General features: G+C 37.4%; 25 protein-coding genes. 5 read left to right on the top strand and 20 right to left on the bottom strand.

Going from position 1 to position 22,311, the window contains the following annotated elements:
* The first annotated feature begins 2 nt into the window (after positions 1-2).
* Positions 3-1,517 carry a M56 family metallopeptidase gene (locus LB467_RS02820; RefSeq protein ID WP_224472502.1) on the top strand — a complete coding sequence of 505 codons (1,515 nt, stop codon included), beginning with the start codon at positions 3-5 and terminating at the stop codon, positions 1,515-1,517.
* A 78-nt stretch (positions 1,518-1,595) separates the two neighbouring features.
* On the opposite strand, the gene LB467_RS02815 is transcribed toward LB467_RS02820, so the two are convergent.
* Entirely contained in the window at positions 1,596-3,308 is a 1,713-nt protein-coding gene (locus LB467_RS02815; protein ID WP_224472501.1) for a DUF885 domain-containing protein, read from the bottom strand.
* 158 nt (positions 3,309-3,466) lie between these two features.
* Between LB467_RS02815 and LB467_RS02810 the strand changes: the two genes are divergently transcribed.
* Positions 3,467-3,640: a hypothetical protein gene (locus tag LB467_RS02810; RefSeq protein ID WP_224472500.1), complete on the top strand. Its 174-nt coding sequence runs from the start codon at positions 3,467-3,469 to the stop codon at positions 3,638-3,640.
* 163 nt (positions 3,641-3,803) lie between these two features.
* On the opposite strand, the gene LB467_RS02805 is transcribed toward LB467_RS02810, so the two are convergent.
* From LB467_RS02805 to ruvC, 10 genes are all read right to left on the bottom strand, one after another.
* Entirely contained in the window at positions 3,804-4,811 is a 1,008-nt protein-coding gene (locus tag LB467_RS02805) for a metal-dependent hydrolase (protein ID WP_224472499.1), read from the bottom strand.
* Positions 4,812-5,069: 258 nt separating this feature from the next.
* Entirely contained in the window at positions 5,070-6,848 is a 1,779-nt protein-coding gene (locus tag LB467_RS02800) for a MutS-related protein (protein ID WP_224472498.1), read from the bottom strand.
* Positions 6,841-7,206, bottom strand: coding sequence for an MmcQ/YjbR family DNA-binding protein (locus LB467_RS02795; RefSeq protein ID WP_224472497.1), 366 nt, complete (start codon positions 7,204-7,206; stop codon positions 6,841-6,843). Before LB467_RS02795 ends, LB467_RS02800 begins: the two co-directional genes overlap by 8 nt.
* Positions 7,207-7,292: 86 nt before the next feature.
* Positions 7,293-7,907, bottom strand: coding sequence for a DUF4230 domain-containing protein (locus LB467_RS02790; protein WP_224472496.1), 615 nt, complete (start codon positions 7,905-7,907; stop codon positions 7,293-7,295).
* A gap of 1 nt (position 7,908) precedes the next feature.
* Positions 7,909-8,259 (bottom strand): DUF4260 domain-containing protein, encoded by a 351-nt coding sequence (locus LB467_RS02785; RefSeq protein WP_224472495.1) that lies wholly within the window; start codon positions 8,257-8,259, stop codon positions 7,909-7,911.
* The gene (locus tag LB467_RS02780; protein WP_224472494.1) at positions 8,256-9,008 is read right to left on the bottom strand and encodes a cyclase family protein; all 753 of its coding nucleotides are present in this window, start codon (positions 9,006-9,008) and stop codon (positions 8,256-8,258) included. Before LB467_RS02780 ends, LB467_RS02785 begins: the two co-directional genes overlap by 4 nt.
* Before the next feature lie 141 nt (positions 9,009-9,149).
* Positions 9,150-9,464, bottom strand: a complete 315-nt coding sequence (locus tag LB467_RS02775; protein ID WP_224472493.1) for a helix-turn-helix domain-containing protein — start codon at positions 9,462-9,464, stop codon at positions 9,150-9,152.
* Positions 9,465-9,485: 21 nt separating this feature from the next.
* The gene (locus tag LB467_RS02770) at positions 9,486-9,812 is read right to left on the bottom strand and encodes a type II toxin-antitoxin system RelE/ParE family toxin (protein ID WP_317196335.1); all 327 of its coding nucleotides are present in this window, start codon (positions 9,810-9,812) and stop codon (positions 9,486-9,488) included.
* Between the two features lie 48 nt (positions 9,813-9,860).
* Positions 9,861-10,991, bottom strand: coding sequence for a radical SAM family heme chaperone HemW (hemW, locus tag LB467_RS02765; RefSeq protein ID WP_224472492.1), 1,131 nt, complete (start codon positions 10,989-10,991; stop codon positions 9,861-9,863).
* A gap of 26 nt (positions 10,992-11,017) precedes the next feature.
* Positions 11,018-11,569: a crossover junction endodeoxyribonuclease RuvC gene (gene ruvC / locus LB467_RS02760; RefSeq protein WP_224472491.1), complete on the bottom strand. Its 552-nt coding sequence runs from the start codon at positions 11,567-11,569 to the stop codon at positions 11,018-11,020.
* Positions 11,570-11,852: 283 nt separating this feature from the next.
* Between ruvC and LB467_RS02755 the strand changes: the two genes are divergently transcribed.
* Entirely contained in the window at positions 11,853-12,992 is a 1,140-nt protein-coding gene (locus LB467_RS02755; protein WP_224472490.1) for a glycosyltransferase family 2 protein, read from the top strand.
* Between the two features lie 2 nt (positions 12,993-12,994).
* On the top strand, positions 12,995-13,270 hold the full coding sequence (locus LB467_RS02750; protein ID WP_224472489.1) for a YciI family protein: 276 nt from the start codon (positions 12,995-12,997) through the stop codon (positions 13,268-13,270).
* A gap of 246 nt (positions 13,271-13,516) precedes the next feature.
* Here LB467_RS02750 and LB467_RS02745 read toward each other — a convergent pair whose 3' ends face one another.
* The 6 genes from LB467_RS02745 to LB467_RS02720 all read right to left on the bottom strand — a co-directional run bounded on the left by LB467_RS02745 (position 13,517) and on the right by LB467_RS02720 (position 18,196).
* Positions 13,517-13,669 (bottom strand): type II toxin-antitoxin system HicB family antitoxin, encoded by a 153-nt coding sequence (locus tag LB467_RS02745; protein WP_224472488.1) that lies wholly within the window; start codon positions 13,667-13,669, stop codon positions 13,517-13,519.
* Positions 13,670-13,800: 131 nt separating this feature from the next.
* Complete coding sequence (locus LB467_RS02740) at positions 13,801-14,277, bottom strand: hypothetical protein (RefSeq protein ID WP_224472487.1); 477 nt, start codon at positions 14,275-14,277, stop codon at positions 13,801-13,803.
* Between the two features lie 286 nt (positions 14,278-14,563).
* Complete coding sequence (locus tag LB467_RS02735; protein WP_224472486.1) at positions 14,564-15,679, bottom strand: tetratricopeptide repeat protein; 1,116 nt, start codon at positions 15,677-15,679, stop codon at positions 14,564-14,566.
* A gap of 26 nt (positions 15,680-15,705) precedes the next feature.
* A complete protein-coding gene (locus tag LB467_RS02730) occupies positions 15,706-17,271 on the bottom strand; it encodes a M56 family metallopeptidase (protein WP_224472485.1) in 1,566 nt (521 codons plus the stop codon).
* The gene (locus LB467_RS02725; protein ID WP_057482135.1) at positions 17,271-17,633 is read right to left on the bottom strand and encodes a BlaI/MecI/CopY family transcriptional regulator; all 363 of its coding nucleotides are present in this window, start codon (positions 17,631-17,633) and stop codon (positions 17,271-17,273) included. The genes LB467_RS02730 and LB467_RS02725 overlap by 1 nt, the downstream gene beginning before the upstream one ends.
* Before the next feature lie 41 nt (positions 17,634-17,674).
* Positions 17,675-18,196, bottom strand: a complete 522-nt coding sequence (locus LB467_RS02720; RefSeq protein ID WP_224472484.1) for a hypothetical protein — start codon at positions 18,194-18,196, stop codon at positions 17,675-17,677.
* A gap of 119 nt (positions 18,197-18,315) precedes the next feature.
* On the opposite strand from LB467_RS02720, the gene LB467_RS02715 reads away from it, so the two are divergent.
* Positions 18,316-18,813, top strand: a complete 498-nt coding sequence (locus LB467_RS02715; RefSeq protein ID WP_224472483.1) for a DUF456 domain-containing protein — start codon at positions 18,316-18,318, stop codon at positions 18,811-18,813.
* 103 nt (positions 18,814-18,916) lie between these two features.
* Here the strand turns inward: LB467_RS02715 and LB467_RS02710 are convergent, their stop codons facing one another.
* The 3 genes from LB467_RS02710 to ppsA all read right to left on the bottom strand — a co-directional run bounded on the left by LB467_RS02710 (position 18,917) and on the right by ppsA (position 22,302).
* A complete protein-coding gene (locus tag LB467_RS02710) occupies positions 18,917-19,216 on the bottom strand; it encodes an HPF/RaiA family ribosome-associated protein (protein ID WP_224472482.1) in 300 nt (99 codons plus the stop codon).
* 103 nt (positions 19,217-19,319) lie between these two features.
* The gene (locus LB467_RS02705) at positions 19,320-19,760 is read right to left on the bottom strand and encodes a hypothetical protein (RefSeq protein ID WP_224472481.1); all 441 of its coding nucleotides are present in this window, start codon (positions 19,758-19,760) and stop codon (positions 19,320-19,322) included.
* 175 nt (positions 19,761-19,935) lie between these two features.
* Positions 19,936-22,302, bottom strand: a complete 2,367-nt coding sequence (gene ppsA / locus LB467_RS02700) for a phosphoenolpyruvate synthase (RefSeq protein ID WP_224472480.1) — start codon at positions 22,300-22,302, stop codon at positions 19,936-19,938.
* Positions 22,303-22,311: the final 9 nt, after the last annotated feature.

Below are 22,311 nucleotides of genomic sequence, written 5' to 3'. Positions count from 1 at the left end.
TTATGGAGTGGTACATCTTAAAATCTGTAGCGATCCTGGCTACTTTGCTTCTTTTTTACAAGCTGCTTCTCGAAAAGGAGAATATGCACATTTTCAAACGTTTCTATTTACTCTTTGCAGTAGTAGCATCGGTTGGGATCCCTCTCGTCACAATTACCACTTATGTTGAACCGGGCCCAGGAAATTTTGAACCAATTTTATTTACTTTTTCTGAAGAAGCTTCAGTAGCAGAAAACAGATCTTTTACAGATTACCTGCCTTTCATCTTGTGGACCATTTATGCCATGGGAGTGATTTTTTTCAGTCTAAAATTTATCAGAAATCTTAGGGAGCTGCTGTTAAAAATCAAAACAAATCCGAAGATAAAAAAGGGAGGTTGCACGAGGATTCTTTTAAGCGAGAAAATTGATCCGCATACCTTTTTCAGCTATATCTTTTTAAACAGAAAGAAATACGCGCAGGAGCAAATACCGAAGGAAGTGATTATACACGAAGAAGCTCATGCTCAACAAAAGCACAGCCTTGATGTCCTGCTCCTGGAACTCTTTCAAATTATTTTCTGGATTAATCCCCTCATAATTCTTTTGAAGGATGCCGTTAAGCTTAATCACGAATTTCTGGCAGACAAAGCTGTTATTAAAGAAGGAATTCAAACAGCAGGATATCAATATACATTATTATCATTTTCATCGGGACATTTACAAAGTGATCTTGTAAATCCTATTAATTATTCATCAATCAAAAAACGTTTTACAATTATGAAAACACACACATCGAAATCAACTATTTTAGTAAAGGGGTTGTTGATCTTACCCCTAATTTCCATTTTGTTATTTAGCTTCAGCAATAAAGAAACATTGGAGAAGGAAATGAATTCCAGACAAGTTACGACTGCTAACTCCAACATTCTCATCCTGGAAGTAGATAACGACGGGCAACTCTTTTTGCAAGAGAATAAAATTCCCATAGAAGAATTGGATAAACACATTAAAAAGAGAAATTATACTTTATACCAGATTGAAGTTGCTGAAAATTCTTCACCTTCCATTATGAAAGACCTTATTCATTTAATGGCTGAAAATAAACTGGAAGGAAGTGTGGCTACCTGTACTTCTAAACAAACAGAACAGGAAAAAGCCACTCCTGAAATGATTGCAGAACACAACAGGCTGGTTAAGTTTTATAATTCCATTCCTGAAGAGGAGTTCAAAATGAAACAAGAAGATGCCAACCGTATAATGTTTATAAGAAGTCGAATGACTACAGAGCAAAAAAATAAAGCCGAAAAAATTAGATTTGAAATTCTTCCTCCGCCACCGCCCAAACCTCAAACCCCACCCTCTCCACCTACCTTTGAAAAATTATTGGCAGATGGTGCAATCTTTTATTATAAAGGAAATACTATTGAATCACAAAAAGCGCGGGAATTGGTAGAAGATCAAAAAAAGGTAAACGTAGAAATCACCTATAAAAATCACGAAAGACCAATCGTTAAATTAACCGGTAAAAAGAATTAAGAAAAACCTGATAAAAAGATTAAGAAAAACCTCTTCGGGATCCAGACTGAAGAGGTTTAATCATTTAATTTAGCAACACTACTTTTTTTGTCTACTTTTAATAAAAGCATTAACCCTTTTCTCCAGAATCGGAAGCGTAACAACTCCCTGCTCCAAAATCACCTCGTGGAAATCGCGAATATTAAAATCGGTACCTAAGGCTTCTTCTGCTTTTTTACGCAATTCCCTGATTTTAATCTCCCCAATTTTATAAGAAACCGCCTGTCCCGGCCAGGAAATATAGCGATCTACTTCGGTATTGATATTATGCATGGAAAGCGCGGTATTTTTCTCAAAATACTCAACCGCTTCTTCCCTGCTCCAACCCATAGCGTGAATCCCGGTATCGATCACCAGGCGACAGGCGCGCCACTGCTCGTAGGTGAGTTTTCCAAAAAGTTCATAAGGCGTGGTATAAATCCCCATATCTTCAGCTAAAAATTCGGAATATAAGCCCCAACCTTCTCCATAAGCCGATAAATACATATTCCTGCGGAATTTAGGTATACTGTCTCCCAGTTCAGCATTAAGCGCATTTTGCAAGTGATGACCCGGCACCGCTTCGTGTGCGGTTAAAGATGGCAACACGTATAACGGACGATTAGACAAATTATAAGTATTCACCCAGTAATAGCCCGGTTGGGTTTCATCTGAAGCACCAATATACCGACCTGTGGTATATTTGGGAGCAATAGCATCGGGGACTTTTGCTACGCCATAAGGTTTTCTCGGTAAGGTTTTAAAATAAACCGGAAGTTTTGCGTCAATTCGCTTGGCAATGTCGCGGGCTTCCTTTAATAATTCTTCGCCTGTCCTGGCGTAAAATTGCTCATCGGTTCTTAAAAAATGGATGAATTCCTCGAAACTCCCGTCAAATTCAACCTCGGCAATAATCTTCTTCATTTCTGAATTAATCCGTGCTACTTCCTCTAGACCAATCTGGTGAATTTCTTCCGCACTCAGGTCTAAAGTGGTATAATAATCCAGTCGGTTTTGATAATATTCACGACCGTTTGGGATTTCAGAAACACCTAAACTTGTTCGTGTTTCTGGCAGATATTCGGTTTCAAAAAAATCTTTAATTCTTTTAAACTGCGGAATCACATTATTGGCAATCGCATTTTCTGCAGCCGTTAAAACCGAATCCTTTTGCCCTTCGGAAAGTATCCCTGGAAGATTTTCAAAAGGTTCATAGAAATAACTTTCTTTTGGATCTTCCACGATTTGGTCATTATACGTAGATTCATAGCCTTCAAAAATCACCCGGGGTTGGGTATTTCCTTTTTGCAGTCCTTCACGTAACAAAGCAAAATGCTGATCTACATAAACAGGGATCGAATTCAACTTATTCAAATAGGCTTTTACCTGGGAATAATTATTCAAGTCGCGCACCTGGTAAGCCAGGCTTAAATGAAAACCGGAATCTGAAAGCAATGGATTCAAATAGGCTTCATATTTATAACGATCTATCGTTTCCTGAAGCTTGAATTTTAGCATTTCCAGTGAGATCTGTTCCGTTTCGCTTAGAGAATCGGCATTGATCTCCTGAAGTTCTTCTATACGTTTTTCGGCAAATTCAGCTTCCTCTTTATAATATTCTTCGGTATAAAGTCCTAACGGAAATTCCTCCCTGTCGTAGGCTTTATGATCTTCAATTTTGCTGATTATCGAATCTAGGTTTTTTGAATTCTGTTGGGCCGATAAGGCGGAAATAAATAAAAAAGTAAAGGCAAGTGAAATTAAGTGTTTCATAGAAAATGGGAATTTTCAATAAAGATAAGGTTTCTAAAGAAATGGGTTGGAGTTTAGGGTTACCACAAATTCACGAATATCCGATATGGGATTTTGGGGAAAGTCATCTCAATAAATTTAAAATTGTATCTTGTAATTAGCTTTAAAATGATGAAAAAATGCTTACTAAGAGTAAATTAAAAGAAGAAATTGAAAAACTCCCAGACACGTTCTCGATTGACGAGCTGGTAGAACGCCTGATATTAATTGAAAAGATAGAAAACGGAATTAGTCAGTCAAATAAAGGAGAAATAATCCCTGAAACCGAACTGGATAATGAAATTGAGAAATGATTCTAATAAACCATAATTATTTTGTAGAAAGAGTGTATTGACCTGTGACCTATAAAATTAGCTTCAATGTTGATTCTGCCACGAATACACGAATGTTTTATCTATTTTCTTTATTCTTTTCTCTAGGTTCTTCGTTCTTTTTAAAAACCACTCCCAGAAACACCTAATTCCCCAATATTCGGTTTCCCAACTGCGATAATAATTCTTTTGCATCGCCCCGGGTTTTTTCGGTTTCTATGGCTTTGATTTCGCCGTTTTCTTCAATCAGTTTATAGCTAAAAGCGAAGTCGGCATCGGTTTTAGCTACCGGGCTCAAGGTTCCGAAACGTAGATCGTTAAAGTAGATTTCTCCTTCTTTTTCAGAGATCGTATACCAGCCTTCAGAAATTTTGATCAGGCGTTTTACATTTCGTTTTTCGCTCCAATCGCCCAGCAAATTGTGGTTCTTAGGATGCGAAACAAAATCGATTGGTTGTGTATCAAAAACCGAATAATTACCGATTAAATAAGCATCATCCACCTCTACATTGGCCGACCATAAAATAGCATTTAAGGGTGAAGGTTTGGTTTCTATTTTTTTATAGGAAATTTTCTGATTATCGAGTGCCCCGATAAATTTATTGTAGGTATAAAGTTTTAAAGCCGGGGTAATAATCAGTAAATAAATACTACTAATTATAAGGCCCAGGTTATTGAATTTTCGCCTTTTAGTGGTTCCCCGTTTTTCCCGCATTGCCAGGATCAGAAACACAAGAAACGGCAAAGTGTATAGCGGATCTATCACAAAAATATTCTTGTACGCCAGGCGGGTCTCCAGCGGCCAAAACAACTGCGTGCCCCAGGTAGTATGCGAATCTAACAACGGATGCGTAAAAAAGCCCCAAAACATTAACCACGACCAGTTTTGCCAGGTAGCGATCGACTTCCTTTCAATTTTCGAAATTAGCCAGCCAAAAACAGGTGCAAAAAGTATCGAAAACGCAATAGAATGAGTAAACCCCCGATGGATTTCTATAGCGGTAATAGTATCGGTAAAAGCACTGGCAAAAGTGTCCAGGTCTGGGATAGTACCCGCAATTGCGCCGTAGAGCATTGCTTTATTCCCTACTTTCTTACCGAGGACGGCTTCGCCTACCGCGGCACCTAGTACTATTTGAGTTAGTGAATCCATTTATAATTTTATTTTCCTACACTTTGTGATTCTTTCTCCACAAAAAAAGGTCTTTTGAAAGTTTTTAATATCGTCATCCTGAATTTATTTCAGAGCCTGCCCCGATTTTTATCGGGGATCTAAGATGTGGATTATAAAAATCATGTTAGAAGCTGAAACAAGCCCGCCTGAACGGCCGGGGAGGTTCAGTTTGACGGAATTAGACTCTCTTATTAAAAAAATAATCTTACAATTTTCAAAAACCTGTGAGGTCTTGCATTAATCATCTACAATTTCCATTTTCCGAAGGAGAAAAGACGCATTCATATTCTGGCAAATTCCGTCTTTAAATTTATAATCAAAATGCAACTCATCCTTTATTATCTCCGCATCGAAATAGTGATTTTTAACTTCACTTAATTCTGAAGTGATTTCACATAAACTTAAATCGTGCGTCGCGATAATTCCGGTGGAATTGGAATTAACCAGTTTTCTGATGAATTTTTTAGAGCCAATGGCTTTATCGCTACTGTTCGTTCCTTTTAAGATTTCATCCAGAATTATAAAATACCGGTCGGTTTTAATTTCATCTACAATAAATTTAAGCCGCTTTAGTTCTGAAAAGAAATAGGATTCGTCGTCACTTAAAGAATCACTGGTGCGCATACTGGTAATAAGTTTAATTGGCGAATATTTGCAAGCTTCAGCACAAACCGGCAGCCCGATATTGCTCATTAAAATTTGCAGGGAAACCGTTCTTAAGAACGTGCTTTTTCCAGCCATATTTGCCCCGGTAATGATAAAAAATTCTTCATCGCCAATTGCAAAATCGTTGGCTATTCTTTTTTCAGGATCTAAAAGTGGGTGCGCTAATTTCTCTGCAGAAATCCCTCTTTTTTCATTGATGATTTCAGGAAAAACATAGTCCGGATGGTTAAAAACAAAATTACCCAGCGAATTATAGGCATCGGTAAATTCAATCACTTCAAACCAGTTTTCTACGTGTTGACGGTAGGCTGAAATCCATTTTTCCAGTTTATAACTTTGGCGAAGGTCCCAAAGCAAAAACCCATTGGCGAAAATACCAAAGAGCATATTGTTTCGCTGGTCTAACGAATCAATGGCTTTGGAAAATTCTTTAAAAATCGCCGAGGCTTTTTTCTTTTCAGCATTAATAAGTTCCTGATTCTTCTTTAAGGCTTCCGAAGAAAAATTTTCCCGTTCTATAAGTCCAAGTAAGAAATGGTATTGATGAAAAGTATCCTGAATTTTACTCACACTACCCGAAAGTAAATTGATCTTTTTCAGGTAAATTCCGGTAAAAAGTAATCCGGCCAGAAACCAAAGAAAAAGATGGATGCCCTTTAAATAATCAAAAGAGTAACCTGCGATAACTAAAATCGAAATCACCGAAAATACTGCGGGCAGCCATTTGATATAATTCGGGACAAAGTTTTTATAATTTTTAAACCAATCAATCACGGTTTTTGAAGGGGTTTCGGTCTTCACCAATTTGGCCAGCGCGGTAAACTCCTGCCGCCATTCCGATTTTTGCGCTAATTCTTTTATGGTTTCCTGTTTCTGCTGAATATCCTCAATGCTGTTTTCGGTAAAAATACCGGCGAGTTTTTTAGTACCCTCGTAAAGCGAAGTTCGATTGGAATATTGAAAAAACGATCCCTGACCAAACAAATCAATGTCCTGACTGTAAGCATGCAACGGATTTTCAAATTCGCTTCCGTTTGGCAATTCGTGGAAATTTCTGGTTTTTAGAATATCGATTTCCAGTTCGTTTAGCTTGATGATTTCCTTTTGCTTGTCACTTTTATCCTTAAGGTCGCTGTGCCGGGAAACCAGAAAAAGGAAAAGCGCTATCCCTCCGATAATTACCGGAACGATCACGTTCATATTTCCAAAGAAATAATAAATAGCGAAGCAAATTGCCAGGAAAATCAGTAAGCGAATTAAACTGGAAACCATCAATTTTCTTGAAATCTTGCCTAATTCCTGCTGATGTATTCCTTTTTGTTTTTTATAAAATTCGAGTGGGTTATTCATCTAAATCTTTAAGTTCTTGTTGTTGTTTTTTCGTTAAGCCCGCTATTACCAAATCGTAGGAATGGTCTATCAATTCATAAATAAAATCGAGGTTCAGGCGGCCGTCCAGGATCACGGTATTCCAGTGTTTTTTATTCATATGATAACCGGGTAAAATATGAGCTTCATACTCTTCTCGAAGTTCTAAGGCTTTTGCAGGGTCGCACTTTAAATTTACGCTAATAGGAGCGGAATCCAGTCCGGCCAGTGCAAAAATCTTCCCCATCACTTTAAAAACCAGCGTATCTGGCCCAAAAGGCAGTTCTTCGGTCACGCCTTTTTTGCCAATGCAGTAATTTCTAAGGGTCTCAATGTCCATAATATAAGTCTTGTCATTTCGGTGAAAATTGAAAAACTTTAAAAAACACGCTAGATTCTGAAACAAGTTCAGAATGACGTATCAATTTAATTTTCGATCCTCTTCTGGTTTTTATCCTCTAAAGTCAGCGCGGTATAATCGAGTTTCCAACCTATGGTTTCCACAATTTTTTCCATTAATAAAATGGTATCTAAAGCCTCTTTTCGTGCCTGGTCCAAAAGTCCGCTTTGCGGGATCTTATCTACGATATAATTTTTCGCATCGCGGTTAATATCGGTGAGATCTGAAGTGGTAAAAGGATTGGCCCAGCCTTCCCGCTTGTCATAATATTTAAAATCGGTTTCTACGGTAAGCAGTTCCGGTTGGGGAAAATTGGTAAGTATAATCGTTCTTTTCTCGTTATCGCTATTCATTCGAATTTTGCTAAGGTCAAATCCTACGTGGGCTTTGGCATTTACCAACACAATGGCTTTTTTCTTCCCCAGGAGCAAACTCAGGTATTTTTCCTTTAAATTCTCGTAATGATAGATTTCAGAAAAATCGCCTTCAACCGTAATGAACTTGCAAACGCTTTTTATCTTGTCCATAATCACCAGCGATTGCTCGTTGGTTTTAAGCTTTGATTTTTCTCTGTTAAACCGGGCAAAAATAAAATAAGCCACAACCGCTCCCACGGCCAAACCGATAAATAAAAATTCCATATTACTTTCCTATTTCTCCCAAATGAGTGAATTTGAAGCCTTTTTCATATTTGAGTCCGTAGCCTAAAATACGATCAAAAGCCGCGTGCGAAAACAAAATTACGCCTATTAATTGAAATACCTCATTTTGAAGATAAAATCCCAAGAACCATAGCAAAATGGCAAGGCCTTTATGGTGAAAAATGTTGTAGGTGAGAGCGCCGATTTTATTTCCGAAGAGATAACCCAGCATTCCAAAATCTGGTGTGAAAAACAAAACCAAAAACCACCACCAGGCCAAATCTAATCGACTAAAAGCAAAGCCCCCCAACAGTAACATTGCGAGCTCTTCGAGTTTGAGTGTTATTTTCATTGCTGCTGAATTTTATATAAGACAGGTTTTGAAGGGCTGGCATCATTTTCAAAAGAAGCGAATTGCAGGTTTAGCAAATAATCCCCATCCTCGATAGAATTTGGGAGATAAATAAGCTCAGTGATTGTGGCTTCAAAGCGTGTATTTTTGGGGTAGTTCCAAAAAGCTTTGTGCGCCAGTAACTTCCCACCGTCCTTTTCTTTATCTACCGATGGTAAATCGATTAGCAAATGTTTTACCCCGCAATTTCTAAGGTAAACCGCAGCATCCTCGCTGAGGTAGGCCCAGTTGGTATGCGAATATTTTCTCGTTTGTTTTTCCCGAAAATTGGGAAGCGTTCGAATAATTAAAGCCTCTGTATCTTTATTTTTAAATTTTTCCTTTAAAATTGCTACGGAAATCACCTGGTCTTCACCTATTGTTTCAGGTTCTATCGAAATTAATTTAGAAAAAAAGAAGAAAGTTTTTAGCGTTTGATTGATGCTATGAAATTCCCTGGAAATATGCCCAACACATTCGGTATGGGTTCCGTGTGCGTGGGGATTAAATAGGATGTTATTAAAATTAACCGAAGCACCTTCGGAAACCTTCCCTATAAAACCCCCATCTTTTACCGGGTTTATTCTTGGCGCATCCAAATACCAGGCCACCGGATTTTTGGCATCCCCCCGCAACCCGATTGAAATATCTAAGGGTTTCGAAAAATCTGTGTGGTAGGTTTTGTTGTTGAGTTCTATACTTGCTTTCACAAGCTAAATGTATTAAAAAAGTTTTGCACGTTAAGCAGTGAAAATTTGATTATATCAAGAGTACCTTCCCTTTTCAAGGGAAGGTGGGTTTATCAGCACCAGCTGATAAAGACGGAAGGGTTTGTTCTTATTCAAAAGCAATTATTCAGCAAGATCAAGCTCCCTGTTTTCCAGCTCTACATTAAAACTCACTTTTGCATCAAGCGCCTTAAAAACCTTCAGAATAGTTTCAAAACGAGCATCTTTAAGGTTGTTTTCAATTTTAGAGATTTGCGCTTTTTTTACACCAACAAGTTCTCCAAGTTGCGATTGGGTCAATTTTCTTTCTTTCCTTGCTGTTTTTATTGCATCGCCAATTATATCAAGACGTAACTCGTTTTCATACTGGTCTCTTTCAGCAGTGCCTTCTTTACCAATATACCTGTCTTTTACCTCATCTAAAGAATATGTTTTCATAGCATCCTATTTTATTAATCTTCAAAATATCTTTTCATTAGCTCTGTAGCTTTCTGAATTTCCTTCTTCGGAGTTTTTTGCGTTTTTTTTAATTATCCCATGGGTTGCCACAACTACAGTAATATTGGTTTTTCGTTTATCCCAAAATGCAAAAAGCCGGTATTGTTTTTTGTTATAGAGCCTTCTAAACTCCCAAATATCCGCACTTAACTTCTTAAATAGTTCTTTATCTCTGGTGTGAGTAAACTTATCAATATTTAACAGAATTTTCTTTTGGGCTTTTACATCTACAGAATCAAGAAACTGCAAAACTTCTTCTAAAAACTCGACTTTTATCTTACCTGCCACGATGTGATTTTACTCAAAGATAAAAGTTTCCTAAATAGGAAACAAAACTTATTCACTCAGAAAAAACAAATCTGCCGCGATACCATCGCTTAAAAATTTTCCTTTTGAAGTAATATAGAAAATACCACTAGTTTCTTTTAGTAAATTTTCTTTTTGCAGCGGTTTTGCCAGGTTGAGAAAATGATCTTTATAACTTTCCCCAAATTTTTCACCAACCTCATCAATATCGACCCCAAATTTAGTGCGTAGCCTTGTCATTACATATTCGTTGTATTTATCTGAAATTGATAATTCTTCTGTTTCCTGCGGAATTTCGCCTTTTACCAATGATTTTATATAAATCGGATTGTTAGAAATATTCCATTTCCGGGAATTACCATCGTAAGAATGAGCAGCAGGACCAATTCCCAAATAAGGTTTCCCCAGCCAGTAAGCTGTATTGTTTTGTGAAAAATAGCCTGGTTTGCCGAAATTGGAAAATTCATAATGTTCAAAGCCATTTTTGGTAAGGGTTTCAACTAAAATTTCAAAGTGAAGTTTGGCAGCTTCATCGTCTACCGGTTTAATTTTCCCTCTTTCAATAAACTTCTGAAGCGCAGTATTCGGTTCTACCGTTAGCGCATAACTGGAAATATGTGGTACGCCGAGTTCAAGCGAGATTTCGAGGTTTCTTTTCCACTGCTCTAAACTCATCCCGGGAATTCCGTAAATAAGGTCTATGGAAATATTATCAAAATATTGTTTGGAGAGATTGATGCTTTTTAAAGCTTCTTCCGAATTATGAGCACGGTTCATCAGCTTTAAATCTTCCTCAAAAAATGACTGGATTCCAATGCTTAAACGGTTGATCTTCGAAGCCGCCAGCATTTTAATTTTTTCTTCGGTTAAATCATCTGGATTTGCCTCAAGGGTGATTTCGGGGTTTTCAGCAATTTTATAATTAGCGTAAATTGTTTCAAAAATCTGCTGAAGTTCATCGGCTTCCAGTAAACTCGGAGTGCCACCTCCTAAATAAATTGTCTGAATTTCAGGTGATGTAAGTTCGTCTTTTCGCAATACCAATTCCTTGCAAAGCATCTCCACCAGCTGCCCTTTCTTTTTTAAAGAGGTAGAAAAATGAAAATCACAATAATGGCAGGCCTGCTTACAAAAAGGAATGTGGATGTAGATACCAGACATTTTGTTGATTTGAAGATTACCTGAAATTATTTAATTTTCTTCGGGTTTTGCTTTACAAAAGCCGCCCAACCGGTATAATTTTTACCAACTTCAGTCCGCCCCGAATTGTAAAAATGACAAACCGCTGCAGCTAACCCATCGGTTGAGTCGAGATTTTTGGGCAGGGATTTCAAGCCAAGTAAACTTTGCAGCATTTTAGCCACCTGTTCCTTGCTGGCGTTCCCATTGCCGGTAATCGCCATTTTTATTTTCTTGGGTAAATATTCGGTAATTGGTATTTGTCGTGAAAGACCGGCAGCCATCGCCACGCCTTGTGCCCTACCAAGTTTAAGCATAGACTGCACATTTTTTCCAAAAAATGGGGCTTCAATCGCGATTTCATCGGGATGATAAGTGTCGATCAATTCTATGGTGCGCTCAAAAATCAATTTTAGTTTTACGTAGGGGTCGCTGTATTTACTCAGCTGCAATTCGTTCAGCTGCATAAATTTCATCTCTTTGTTCTCCACTTTTATGAGTCCGAAACCCATAATAGTGGTGCCGGGATCAATTCCTAAAATAATTCTTTCGCTCTTCAAAATAGCTGTTTCGGTTTAAAGCTCGCATAATTTCAGCCAGCTTCGCAAAGCTAAGCAATTTCATTTCCTTACTCGCTAAGCGGGGTTCTAATTACAAAATTACTGGAAGCACTTTTCTACTTTACCGCCCGTGGTTTTGCTGTAAATTAGTTTACTTTACAGGGAAATTAAGAAATCAAGAACCTCGGGGAAAGCCCACGAGGTATGAGTTAGAAAACTATTTTATAATTTCGAGGCAAGCCTCGGGGAATTAAACCCTCAATGAGGGATTAAAAAACCGAATATGTTTATCTTTATTATCATCTGTATCTGTTATTCGGTTTTAATCCTAATGCTGCTTTATGGCTGGAAAAAAACACAGGAATTCCCTTCGGAAAATTCACCTGCGGAAATCGGGTTTTCCATAGTTATTCCTTTCAGAAATGAAGCCGAAAATTTACCGGATTTACTTAATTCCCTCACTCAAATAAATTACCTAAAAACAAAATTTGAAATTATACTGGTCAATGATGAATCTGAAGATAACTCGGTAGAAATCATAGAAAAATTCCAGAAAACTTATTCAGAATTCAAACTAGTAATTTTAGAAAATAGACGAGTTTCAAATTCGCCGAAAAAAGACGCTATTAGCACTGCTATTAATTCAGCAAATTTGGAATATATCCTTACCACCGATGCCGATTGCCGTGTTCCTGAAAACTGGTTAAAAACTTATAGCGATTTTATTCTAAAAACCGGAAATAGGCTCATTGCCGGTCCGGTTTCTTTACGTCAAGTTGCTGCAAAAATTAAACAAAAACCCAACTTTCGAAATTTTGAAGAGCTCGATATTTTAAGCCTACAGGCATCAACCGCAGGAGCTTTTGGGTTAGAAAAAGCTTTTATGTGCAACGGCGCTAATTTATGTTATGAAAAGGAAGCTTTTTTAGAGGTTTCGGGGTTCTCGGGAAATGATGAAATTGCCAGTGGCGACGATGTTTTCCTGCTTCAAAAATTTCAGCAGGAAAATTATAAGGTCGGATTTTTGAAAAGTCGAAATGCTATTGTGTATACTCGTCCTCAGAATAATTTAGGCAATTTGGTTTCTCAAAGGATAAGATGGGCTTCTAAAGCTCCGGCCTACAAAAGCCTGTTCGCTAAATTTACAGGACTAAGCGTTCTTTTAATGAATTTAAGCCTGGTGATCGCTGCTATTTTAGTGTTTGTTCTGGTTTTGCCTTACCAACCTATTTTGATTATTTTTCTAATAAAATTCAATTTGGATTTTATTTTAATCTTCAGTTCAGCTAAATTTTTTCAGCGGGAAACAGTCTTGCGAAGTTATTTTTGGAGTAGTATCTTTTATCCTTTTTTTAGCACTTACGTAGCCGTGAAATCCCTATTTTCGGACTTTTACTGGAAAGGAAGACAATTCAAAAGATAAAGATGGATTATTATATTTTAAGTTATATCACCGGAGAAAATTACCTTGAAGATCGAGTAAATTTCAGGAAAGAACATTTAAACCACGCCACCGAATATTTTAATGAAGGCTACCTTACGCTAGGTGGTACTATAGATTCAGCTAACGAAGCTGTACTGGTTTTTAAAGCCGAGACAGATAAAATAGCTAAATCTTTTGCAGAGAACGATCCTTATGTAAAAAACGGACTCATAAAAGCCTGGACGGTAAAAAAATGGAATGTGGTGATTGGGAATTAGATAGAAATGGAAAGAAGGTCTTCGCCTAATTCGTGAATGGCTTTTTCAATTTTTCTTGCCCTTTCTTCTGAAGCATTTGCTTTTCCGCTGGCATATTGACGCATCAATGAAGGATTTATACCGGTTTTTCGGCAATAGCAGAAATTTTTATCGGGAGAAGTTTAAAGAATGAAGCTATATCAAGCTTGTATTCAAATTCACCTAAATCTTTGAGTTCATCTAACCAATCTTCATTAAGATCTTCGGCTACTTCTTTATATCCTGAAATGCAATCTTTAGATTTTGCTTTAGTTCATCCAATGAATTTCCAAAAGCACTTATACCACCAGGAATATTTTGAGAGCTACCCCAATACGTCCCATCTTCAGCTTTTTCAACATATATTTCTACTTTTTTCATCTGAAGTTTTTTGCTAACTAAATTTACGAGATTTATATATAACAGGAATGTTATGTTTGATAATTTAGAAATAACCCCAGATAAAAGTAATATTAATTCGTACCTCTAACCTCGTATTTCTAACTTTTGGCTTATTCAGCTTTAATAACAATAGGCATTTTAAAAACGGTAGAAACCGGCACACCTCGCTTGCTGGCCGGGTAAATTTTTGGAAGGGAATCTATACTTTGATTTAACCACAATCTTAATTCCGGAAGTTGATTGTTTAGTGTAGAATCTATTTGTACCGAATCTATCTCGGGACGTCCCGAGCTATTAATTTCAAGGTAAAGATAAAGCGTATCGTCTATAGATTCAGTTACTACGGGTTGTTGTTTGGAAAGATAAGCGTAAATATTTTCAGCGACTTCCCGCTCAAAGCATTCGCGTGCCGCACGAAGTTCGGTTTCATTCTGGCAATTTTCAAAAGCAGGATATTCGTCCACTTCTTTCCAATTAAGCGTTCGGGATTCAAGCTCCAGCACTTCTTCTGAAGAAATTTTCTTAGTCTCAAAATTACAGGAGAAAACTGCTAAAACAGCAATTGCAAGTAAACTTCGCCGGAACAAAATCAGGAGGCAATTATAGAAGCAACAACACTTAAATCTCGAGACAGGTTTCAGAGCATTTAAATCTCGATTATCGAGTAAAGCTTTTTTCATTGGCAAACGCGCTTGGACTTTGAGCAAAAGTAATGAAATTTAAAAGAAAGCTTTGTGAAAATCAATAGCTAATCTTTAATCACATCCAGTTCTAAAGACTTCACATCTTCCTGCCAGCCGGAGTCATCCAGATTGATATTTTTATATTCTAAAAAATGTTTATTTGTCTTTGCCCTGAAAGTTTTCACCCAAGCTAATTTCCAGCTAAATGTATTTTTTTCTTAAGATCGCTTATCCTGGTTTTTGCACGATATAACATCCCGTCGTTTCCAATACTTTCGTATTTATTAAAATAAGCCTGGTAATAACCAATTGCGGTCTCATCATCAGCAAAATAATTATCGGCTGCTACGGCACGTTCGTATAAGGCTCTTTCGTTATCGGGGTTTTCTTCCAGGGCTTTATTAAAATATTCCAGTGCATCTTTATAATCTTCCTGCATTTTGTAGGTAAGCCCCAGACTCAAATATTCAGCATCTACCGGTTGTTTTTTAATAAGAATAGACATCAATAAATGGGTTTCAGACTTATCTAAATCCCCCGTTAAGGCATACAATTTTCCGAGGGTATAATGCGTGGCCGAATTTCGGTCTTCCAGCTCCAACGCCTTTTTATACAATGTAATCGCCTCTTTATAATCTCCAATTTGATAATAAGCAAATCCAAGTTTGTTATAGATAAACTCGGTGCCCTGCCCAAGATCAATCAACTTTTCATAAGGCGGAATCGCTTCTTTATAGAGTTTTAATGAAGAATAAGTTTGTGCCAGAATAGAAAGCAAAGAGGGATTATTAGGATTTGCCCGAAGCCCGCGTTTACTATAATGCTCTGCCATGGTGTACTGGCGGTTCTTTAATTTATCTTTAGCTACTTTGTAAAGCGCTGCCTGGTGCGTAGTGTCCAGCATGATAGTGTACATAAAATAATGCATCGCTGTACTGTCTTCTAGTTTTTCCTTAATTAAAGCCTGCTGAAACTTAAAATTGGCGTTCTTCGGATATTTTTCGGCCAATTCTTTAAAAAGACTATCGGCAGTTTCCAATTTTCCGGTTTTCACCAGTAAGTCGCCATAATCTATGGTGGTTAGAATACGATCTGGATTTTGGTTTAAAACCTTTTTGTAGTTCTCCAGCGCGATTTCGGGTTGTCGATTCGCAGCATAATTCTTAGCTAGCTTAAGATAGGTTTTCTCTGTCCTGGGAGTTATTTCCTGGAGTTTATCTATCGCTTCCGAATATTCCCCCACGGCATACAAACTATCTGAAATGGCCAAAGCCGAAGTTTGAGCTTCGGCTTTGAAGGCTAACATTAATATAATAATGAAACTGATTTTATTCAATTGTTTAAAATAATAGGTAGTGAATACATAACACTAACATCTTTCCCTCCCTGTTTCCCAGGCTTCATTTTAGGAAGTTCAGAAATAACCCGAATGGCTTCGGTTTGCAGTTCAGGACGGGATGCCCGAGCTTTTATATCTACAACCTTCCCGGTTTCATCTATTCTAAATTGAGTAATTATACGACTAGGTTCTTCAAGGTTTAACTCCTTACTTAAACCGGTATTAAAATTTCTATTTACAAACTGCGAAATTTTATTAGACATACACTTCTTTCGCTCCTCATTTGAAGTTAGATTTTCACAACCCTGAAAAACAGGAACCTCATCAATTACTGCAAAAGGAACCGCATTATCGCTATCATATTCTATTTCTTCAGCATATTTATCAGCGTCTTTTTCTTTTCCGGAATTCGGTAAATTGATGTACATATCATATTTATCGCTAACGTATAATTTGATGTAGCCCTCAGGCACTTCTTCCTCTACACTATGTACAGAATAGCTTATGGATTGACCATCGATCGTAGCCCAACTTACATAATCCGGATTATTGGTAAGGAAATCTTCATACTTCTTATGAATTCTCTTTTTTTCTCCAACCATTTCTTCCCCTTTTTCTAAAGTATAGCTATACTGAGATAGCGAATCTTCCTGAGCGTTCATAGATGAATTTTCTTCTGAACAGGACACATAAGTGAGCATCATAAAAAGTAAGGGCAGCACAAAAAGGTACTTGAATTTCGCGATGGTTTTTGATCTTGATTTTTGTAACATAATAATTCGTTTTTTGATTAATGAATGATTAAAAAATTGATTGATGAATGAAATATTCTGCGTGTTAAACGCGGTGTTAAGCAACTGTTCATAATAGCTGCGTTTGGCGGTAGTTTTTACCACATTTGCATCGGCGATGAACTCATGCAAAGTTGCGATCCTGCTCTGGTAGATGTACACCAGCGGATTAAACCAGAATAAAATTTTTAAAACTTCAAAAAACAGCAGATCCAGGCTGTGTTTTTGTTTTACATGAACCAGCTCGTGAGACAGGATTTGTTGCTTTTCTACTGCAGATAATTTATCGCCCAAAAACACGGTTTTGAAGAACGTACAGGCAATATTTGAATTAGGAACTTCAATTATTCGCAGTTCTTTGTCTTCAGAAATTCTTCGGAAGCGAAATAAATGATTTAGGTTTCGGTATTTTTTCAGTAATAAAATTAAACTAAGCACTACGCCTGAAATATAAGTCACCAACCACCAATTAATTTGCAACCCTTGCTCCTGCGCTACACTTACGGCGGGTAATTGCTGAATATTTTCAGGCTGACCGCCAATATAAACTTCGGGAAGCCATACCTGTGAAAGTGCCGAGATAGATTCAGCTGGTACTAGCATAGCTAAACTTTGAAATTTTAGCAAAGGCAGAAAAAGGGAAACGAGCGGTGTCACCAATAAATACCACCTGTTTATGGTAAAAAATGTCTCTTTTTTGAGCAGCAGTTCATACATCAGCAAAAAGCCGAGTTGAAACAACACCACCTGAAGTATATACTGTAACATTATTTCTCTTTTTTATTGATTTCTTTTAAAATGGCTTCCAGGTCTTTGGTGTCCATATCGTTCTTTTTCATAAAAAAAGAAACCATACTTTTAAAGGAGCCATTAAAATAATTGTTCATCAATTTATTGATGCTTTGGTTGCTATAGGTTTCACGCGCCAAAAGCGGAAAATACAAGTAACCTTTCCCCTTCTTTTCGTGATCTACAAAACCTTTATCCTCCAGGATCCTCACAATGGTAGAAACCGTATTATAAGCCGGCTTTGGCTCCGGCATTTCCTCAATTATAGAAGCAACATTTGCTTTCTCCAGTTTCCAGAGAATTTGCATAATCTCTTCCTCAGCCTTGGTTAGTTGTTTCATAAATATTTCTTTGTCATTTCCGTGCAGACGGAAATCTATTTTCACTCATTAAAATATCTCGTTTTACCGCATTGAGCAAAACCTTCATCCTTTTTAAACTCGATGTGATTATCTCTTGCAAAGTCGGAAACTAAACTCGCAAACTGTTTTTTCTTTTGTTTCGAAACATTTTCATTTAAAACATTAAAGAAGTAATTTTCAATCTCTCCATTAGGCTTAAAGTATATTTTATGCACTATAGATACCGCAGTATCTTCTATTTCCCAGTTAAAATCATGTTCTGAAAGATAATCACCAATTTTCTGATGTAACTCTGTCCAGGATTGAACTACTAATTTATATTCAGATTTTGAAATTGCCGGATTCAATAAATTGGGATGAGTTTTATCTAACTCCAGTTTTTTATATTCAGATAGTTCTCTCTTATTATCAAAATTGAAGGTTGCAATTTCTTTCTTATTATCTAAGGTTTCTACTTTAGCCTGAGTTTCTTCCCTACAACCAGTAATTCCAATCATTAGGGAAATAATGATAAAAACCTTTAAAACAGTTTTATATTCCATAGGCATAATTTTAAAATACAATCAAATATAAACTAACATTTTAGTTTAACCTAATCTTTTAGTTAAAAATTTAATTCGGAATTAATCTATCTTTGAAAATCAATTTATTTTGAAAGACTATGGACCTTATATTTTTTGCAATTGGAGCGGTGTTAATGATCCTGGCGATCCTTGGTAGTTTTTTACCGGTCTTACCCGGCGTACCGCTTAGTTGGGTGGGATTACTCCTACTGTATTTGGCGCCATCGGTGCCAATGAATTACTGGGTATTGGGAATCGCTTTTATTCTCGCCGCTATAATTTATGCCCTGCAGCTTATTATCCCCGCCATGGGCACAAAAAAATATGGCGGCAGTAAAGCCGGAATGTGGGGAGCCACTATTGGATTGGTGATTGGTATTTTTGTGCCAATCCCGCTGGGAATAGTAATTGGAGCTTTTGCCGGAGCTTTTATTGGTGAAATCATCAATAAATCTGATTCCAAATCAGCTTTACGTGCGGCATACGGGTCGTTTATCGGCTTGCTTGCTTCCACTTTTATGGAGCTCGTAGTAGCGGTAGGATTTTTAATTTTCTACAGCTATAAAGCCTGGGAATTTCGGGAATTGATCTTCTAAAAAAAGAGACTGCTTAAAAAATGATTTCACTAAAAGTCAGGTAAATTGAGCTTAACCGCTATGGGTTGTAAAATCTAAAATTTAAACAGTCCCTATAAGCATCTTAATGTGCTACGAAAACAGCTTTTCGTTTTTTGAGCTGCTGCTCCAGTTCGAAGACGGTTTTTTTAATGGCTAATTCAAAACTTTCTTCGGTTGAGGAAGCAAAGATCCTTGGCCCGGGCGCACTTAACTCGATCTCACAAATCTTTGATTTTCCTGTAGGGTCATTTTCTTCTTTAAAAAAAACTTCAGCTTTTATAAGCCAGTCATATTTATCTGATAGTTTATTTAGGTTTTTGGATACAATTTGGGTTAAAACTTCACTTCCTTTTGTTTTTATAAACTGAATATTTATGAGCATACTAGTAGGTTTTAATGTTTCCTCAAAGTTAGGTTCAAGCTACTTCTCAAAATATGATGAGGGTCACTTTGCTATAGATTAGGCTAATTTTTCAGCATTCATTTCAGGAGATCTCCGGCACCTTATCGGTGTCTTTTATATACTCGGTTATCTTAAAAAGTTCTAACCTGTTTAACCTGAACGCCTTTACAAAACTTGCTATCTCGTCTTCCAAATGTTCGTGTTCCAATCTAAAAACCCTAGAATCTTCCATTTTTTCCAAAATCATTTTTCCTATTTGTTCCCTATGCTTATCGGTCTTCTCCAATAAATCCCCGCATCGCTCCCTCAACTTTAAAAGCTCATTTTTCATTTTTGAAGCCATTTTATAATTTTCATCTTTATCTATCCAAATAAAATAGCTGTCTAAAAGTTTATGCAGAAAACTAAGATCGTCTCTAAAAAAATGCAGGTCGGAATTCCAGTGTTTCGTCAGCGTATAGAGCTGCTCCATATTGGCTTCGGCAATAAAATCGCCTTTCGGCCTTTTCCTTATACTTTCCATAATTAAATGTTTTATGACCTATTGAAATTAAGCCAAATCAAACAAAAAAAGTATGATTTCCGTCAATATCAAATAAGATTAATTCGCCATCATAATACCTGGAATGACATCTATTTAAAATTTAGAAAGGATTTCAACAGAAATAGCATGCAGATTTTATAACATTGCGTAGTTTTTACCGTACGACCTCTGCCTTATTGATATTTTCTATTCCTTTTACAAGCGCATCGGGATTAAAGGAAATACTGCTTATTTTTTCATCTACAAGAAAAGAAGCGAATTCAGGGAAATCACTGGGTGCCTGCCCGCAAAGTCCTATTTTTTTTCCAACTTTCCTGGCTTTTTGAATTGATGTTGCGATCATCTCTTTTGCAGCAGCGTTATTTTCATCAAACACACCCGCCATTAATTCTGAATCGCGGTCAATTCCAAGAGTAAGTTGGGTGAGGTCGTTAGAGCCAATGGAAAATCCGTCGAAGAATTCAGCAAATTCCTCCAGGAGAATTACGTTGGAGGGAATTTCAACCATCATGTAAATTTCAAGGGATTTTTTTCCACGTACCAGGCCAAATTCTTTCATTAAATCAATTACACTTTTCGCTTCAGTTATAGTCCTGCAAAAAGGGACCATCACTTTTAAATTCTCAAGGCCCATTTCGTCCCGAACCCTTTTTATGGCTTTGCATTCCAGCTCAAAAGCCTCTTTATAATTGGGATGATAATAACGTGCTGCACCTCTAAAACCCAGCATAGGATTTTCTTCCAAAGGCTCAAATTGTCGACCTCCGATTAAATTAGCGTACTCGTTACTCTTAAAATCACTGAGTCTTACAATCACTTCTTTAGGATAAAAAGCAGCAGCCATTACTGCAATTCCCCGGGATAATTCTTCTACAAAAAAGTCGCGTTTATCTTTATATTGCCAGGTCAATTCTTCAATGATTTTTTTAGCTCCATCTTCTTTGACCTCTTTAAATTTCACTAAAGCCATAGGGTGGATTTTCACCTTATGGGTAATGATGAATTCCATTCTCAATAAGCCAACCCCATTATTTGGATAAAAAGAAAGCTGAAAAGCCCTGTCCGGATCTGATAGTATAAATTTAGCTTCGGTTTTTGGCAGGGAAATCTTTCCAAAATCAATCTCTTTTTGATCAAATTCCAGCGCGCCTTTATATACAAAACCGGTCTTCCCCTCGCAGGAAACGGTAATCATTTCGCCATCCTTAATTTTTTCAGTAGCATCATTTGTTCCCACAATTGCCGGAACCCCAAGCTCCCGGGCCACAATTGCCGCGTGACTTGTTCGCCCCCCTCTTTCGGTTACCACCGCTGCTACTAATTTTAGTACAGGATCCCAATCCGGACTGGTGTTATTGGTGATTAAGATTTCACCGGGATTTAATTTATGGCCTTCCTCCGGCGATTTTAAGAACCGGGCTTTCCCGGTTGCGATGCTGGAGCCAATAGCGCTTCCGCTGGTTAAAATTTCACCTTTTTCTTTGAGTTGAAATTCCACATAAAATCGTTTATCCCCATCCTTATGTACTGTTTCGGGCCGGGCTTGGGTTATAAAAAGCTCGTTGGTTAACCCGTCTTTTGCCCACTCCACATCCATGGGACGCTTATAATGCTTTTCGATGACTAAAATCCATCGGGAAAGCTTAATCACTTCCTCCTCACTCAAAACAAAACTATCCTGTTTCTCGAGCGGAGTTTCAATATTCACAGTTGAAGAATGGCCACTAGATTCGGCGTAAACCATAGAAAGTTCCTTATGTCCCAGCTTTTTCTGAATAATGGGATTTTCAGCTTTATCAATAGTTGGTTTAAAAACATCAAATTCATCTGGGTTTACCAGCCCCTGCACAATATTTTCACCCAATCCCCAAACTCCAGATAAATGAATAATATTCTTAAAACCCGATTCGGGTTCCAGGCTGAAACCAATTCCGGAGCAACTAATATCCGAACGCACCATTTTTTGAACCCCCACAGAGAGCGCGACTTCGTGATGTAGAAATCCCTGGTCTTCCCGGTATTTTATGGCCCTATTGGTATAAAGGGAAGCAAAACAATTCTTAACCGCATTAAGCAAAGCTTCAGACCCCTTAATATTTAGAAAAGTGTCGTGCTGGCCGGCAAAGCTCGCGTTGGGCAAATCCTCAGCAGTGGCGCTGCTTCTTACCGCAACCTGTATATCTCCCTCTTCTCCCAGATCCCTGTAGGCTGTAATTATTTCTTCGGAAAAATCCTCAGAAAAACTTCCTGTCAAAATTAATTCCCTGGCTTCAGCACCAATCCTACTTAAGTTTTCAAAATTATCCCGGTCCAGGTTTTTTAACAGGCTTTTTATTTTTTCCTCAATATTATTCGACTTTATAAAAATCCAGAAAGCCTCTGAAGTAGTCGCAAATCCATCTGGCACCAAAACACCTTCAGAAGATAATTCGTTGTACATTTCGCCAAGGGATGCATTTTTCCCGCCTACCTCAGCCACGTCCTTTATAGAGAGTTCCCTAAATTTTTTAATGAATTTCATAATCTTATA

This window comes from Salegentibacter tibetensis (genome assembly GCF_020164485.1).
Lineage (GTDB): Bacteria > Bacteroidota > Bacteroidia > Flavobacteriales > Flavobacteriaceae > Salegentibacter > Salegentibacter tibetensis.
Note: the sequence above shows the minus strand (reverse complement) of the source record. Positions and strands in the feature narration are given on the sequence as shown.

Bases quoted from the DNA above. Each gene is read 5' to 3' on its own strand.
- LB467_RS02820 (WP_224472502.1), top strand. From the start codon at position 3: ATGGAGTGGTACATCTTAAAATCTGTAGCGATCCTGGCTACTTTGCTT.
- LB467_RS02815 (WP_224472501.1), bottom strand. From the start codon at position 3,308: ATGAAACACTTAATTTCACTTGCCTTTACTTTTTTATTTATTTCCGCC.
- LB467_RS02810 (WP_224472500.1), top strand. From the start codon at position 3,467: ATGCTTACTAAGAGTAAATTAAAAGAAGAAATTGAAAAACTCCCAGAC.
- LB467_RS02805 (WP_224472499.1), bottom strand. From the start codon at position 4,811: ATGGATTCACTAACTCAAATAGTACTAGGTGCCGCGGTAGGCGAAGCC.
- LB467_RS02800 (WP_224472498.1), bottom strand. From the start codon at position 6,848: ATGAATAACCCACTCGAATTTTATAAAAAACAAAAAGGAATACATCAG.
- LB467_RS02795 (WP_224472497.1), bottom strand. From the start codon at position 7,206: ATGGACATTGAGACCCTTAGAAATTACTGCATTGGCAAAAAAGGCGTG.
- LB467_RS02790 (WP_224472496.1), bottom strand. From the start codon at position 7,907: ATGGAATTTTTATTTATCGGTTTGGCCGTGGGAGCGGTTGTGGCTTAT.
- LB467_RS02785 (WP_224472495.1), bottom strand. From the start codon at position 8,259: ATGAAAATAACACTCAAACTCGAAGAGCTCGCAATGTTACTGTTGGGG.
- LB467_RS02775 (WP_224472493.1), bottom strand. From the start codon at position 9,464: ATGAAAACATATTCTTTAGATGAGGTAAAAGACAGGTATATTGGTAAA.
- hemW (WP_224472492.1), bottom strand. From the start codon at position 10,991: ATGTCTGGTATCTACATCCACATTCCTTTTTGTAAGCAGGCCTGCCAT.
- LB467_RS02755 (WP_224472490.1), top strand. From the start codon at position 11,853: ATGTTTATCTTTATTATCATCTGTATCTGTTATTCGGTTTTAATCCTA.
- LB467_RS02750 (WP_224472489.1), top strand. From the start codon at position 12,995: ATGGATTATTATATTTTAAGTTATATCACCGGAGAAAATTACCTTGAA.
- LB467_RS02745 (WP_224472488.1), bottom strand. From the start codon at position 13,669: ATGAAAAAAGTAGAAATATATGTTGAAAAAGCTGAAGATGGGACGTAT.
- LB467_RS02735 (WP_224472486.1), bottom strand. From the start codon at position 15,679: ATGTTAGCCTTCAAAGCCGAAGCTCAAACTTCGGCTTTGGCCATTTCA.
- LB467_RS02730 (WP_224472485.1), bottom strand. From the start codon at position 17,271: ATGTTACAGTATATACTTCAGGTGGTGTTGTTTCAACTCGGCTTTTTG.
- LB467_RS02725 (WP_057482135.1), bottom strand. From the start codon at position 17,633: ATGAAACAACTAACCAAGGCTGAGGAAGAGATTATGCAAATTCTCTGG.
- LB467_RS02720 (WP_224472484.1), bottom strand. From the start codon at position 18,196: ATGGAATATAAAACTGTTTTAAAGGTTTTTATCATTATTTCCCTAATG.
- LB467_RS02715 (WP_224472483.1), top strand. From the start codon at position 18,316: ATGGACCTTATATTTTTTGCAATTGGAGCGGTGTTAATGATCCTGGCG.
- LB467_RS02710 (WP_224472482.1), bottom strand. From the start codon at position 19,216: ATGCTCATAAATATTCAGTTTATAAAAACAAAAGGAAGTGAAGTTTTA.
- LB467_RS02705 (WP_224472481.1), bottom strand. From the start codon at position 19,760: ATGGAAAGTATAAGGAAAAGGCCGAAAGGCGATTTTATTGCCGAAGCC.
- ppsA (WP_224472480.1), bottom strand. From the start codon at position 22,302: ATGAAATTCATTAAAAAATTTAGGGAACTCTCTATAAAGGACGTGGCT.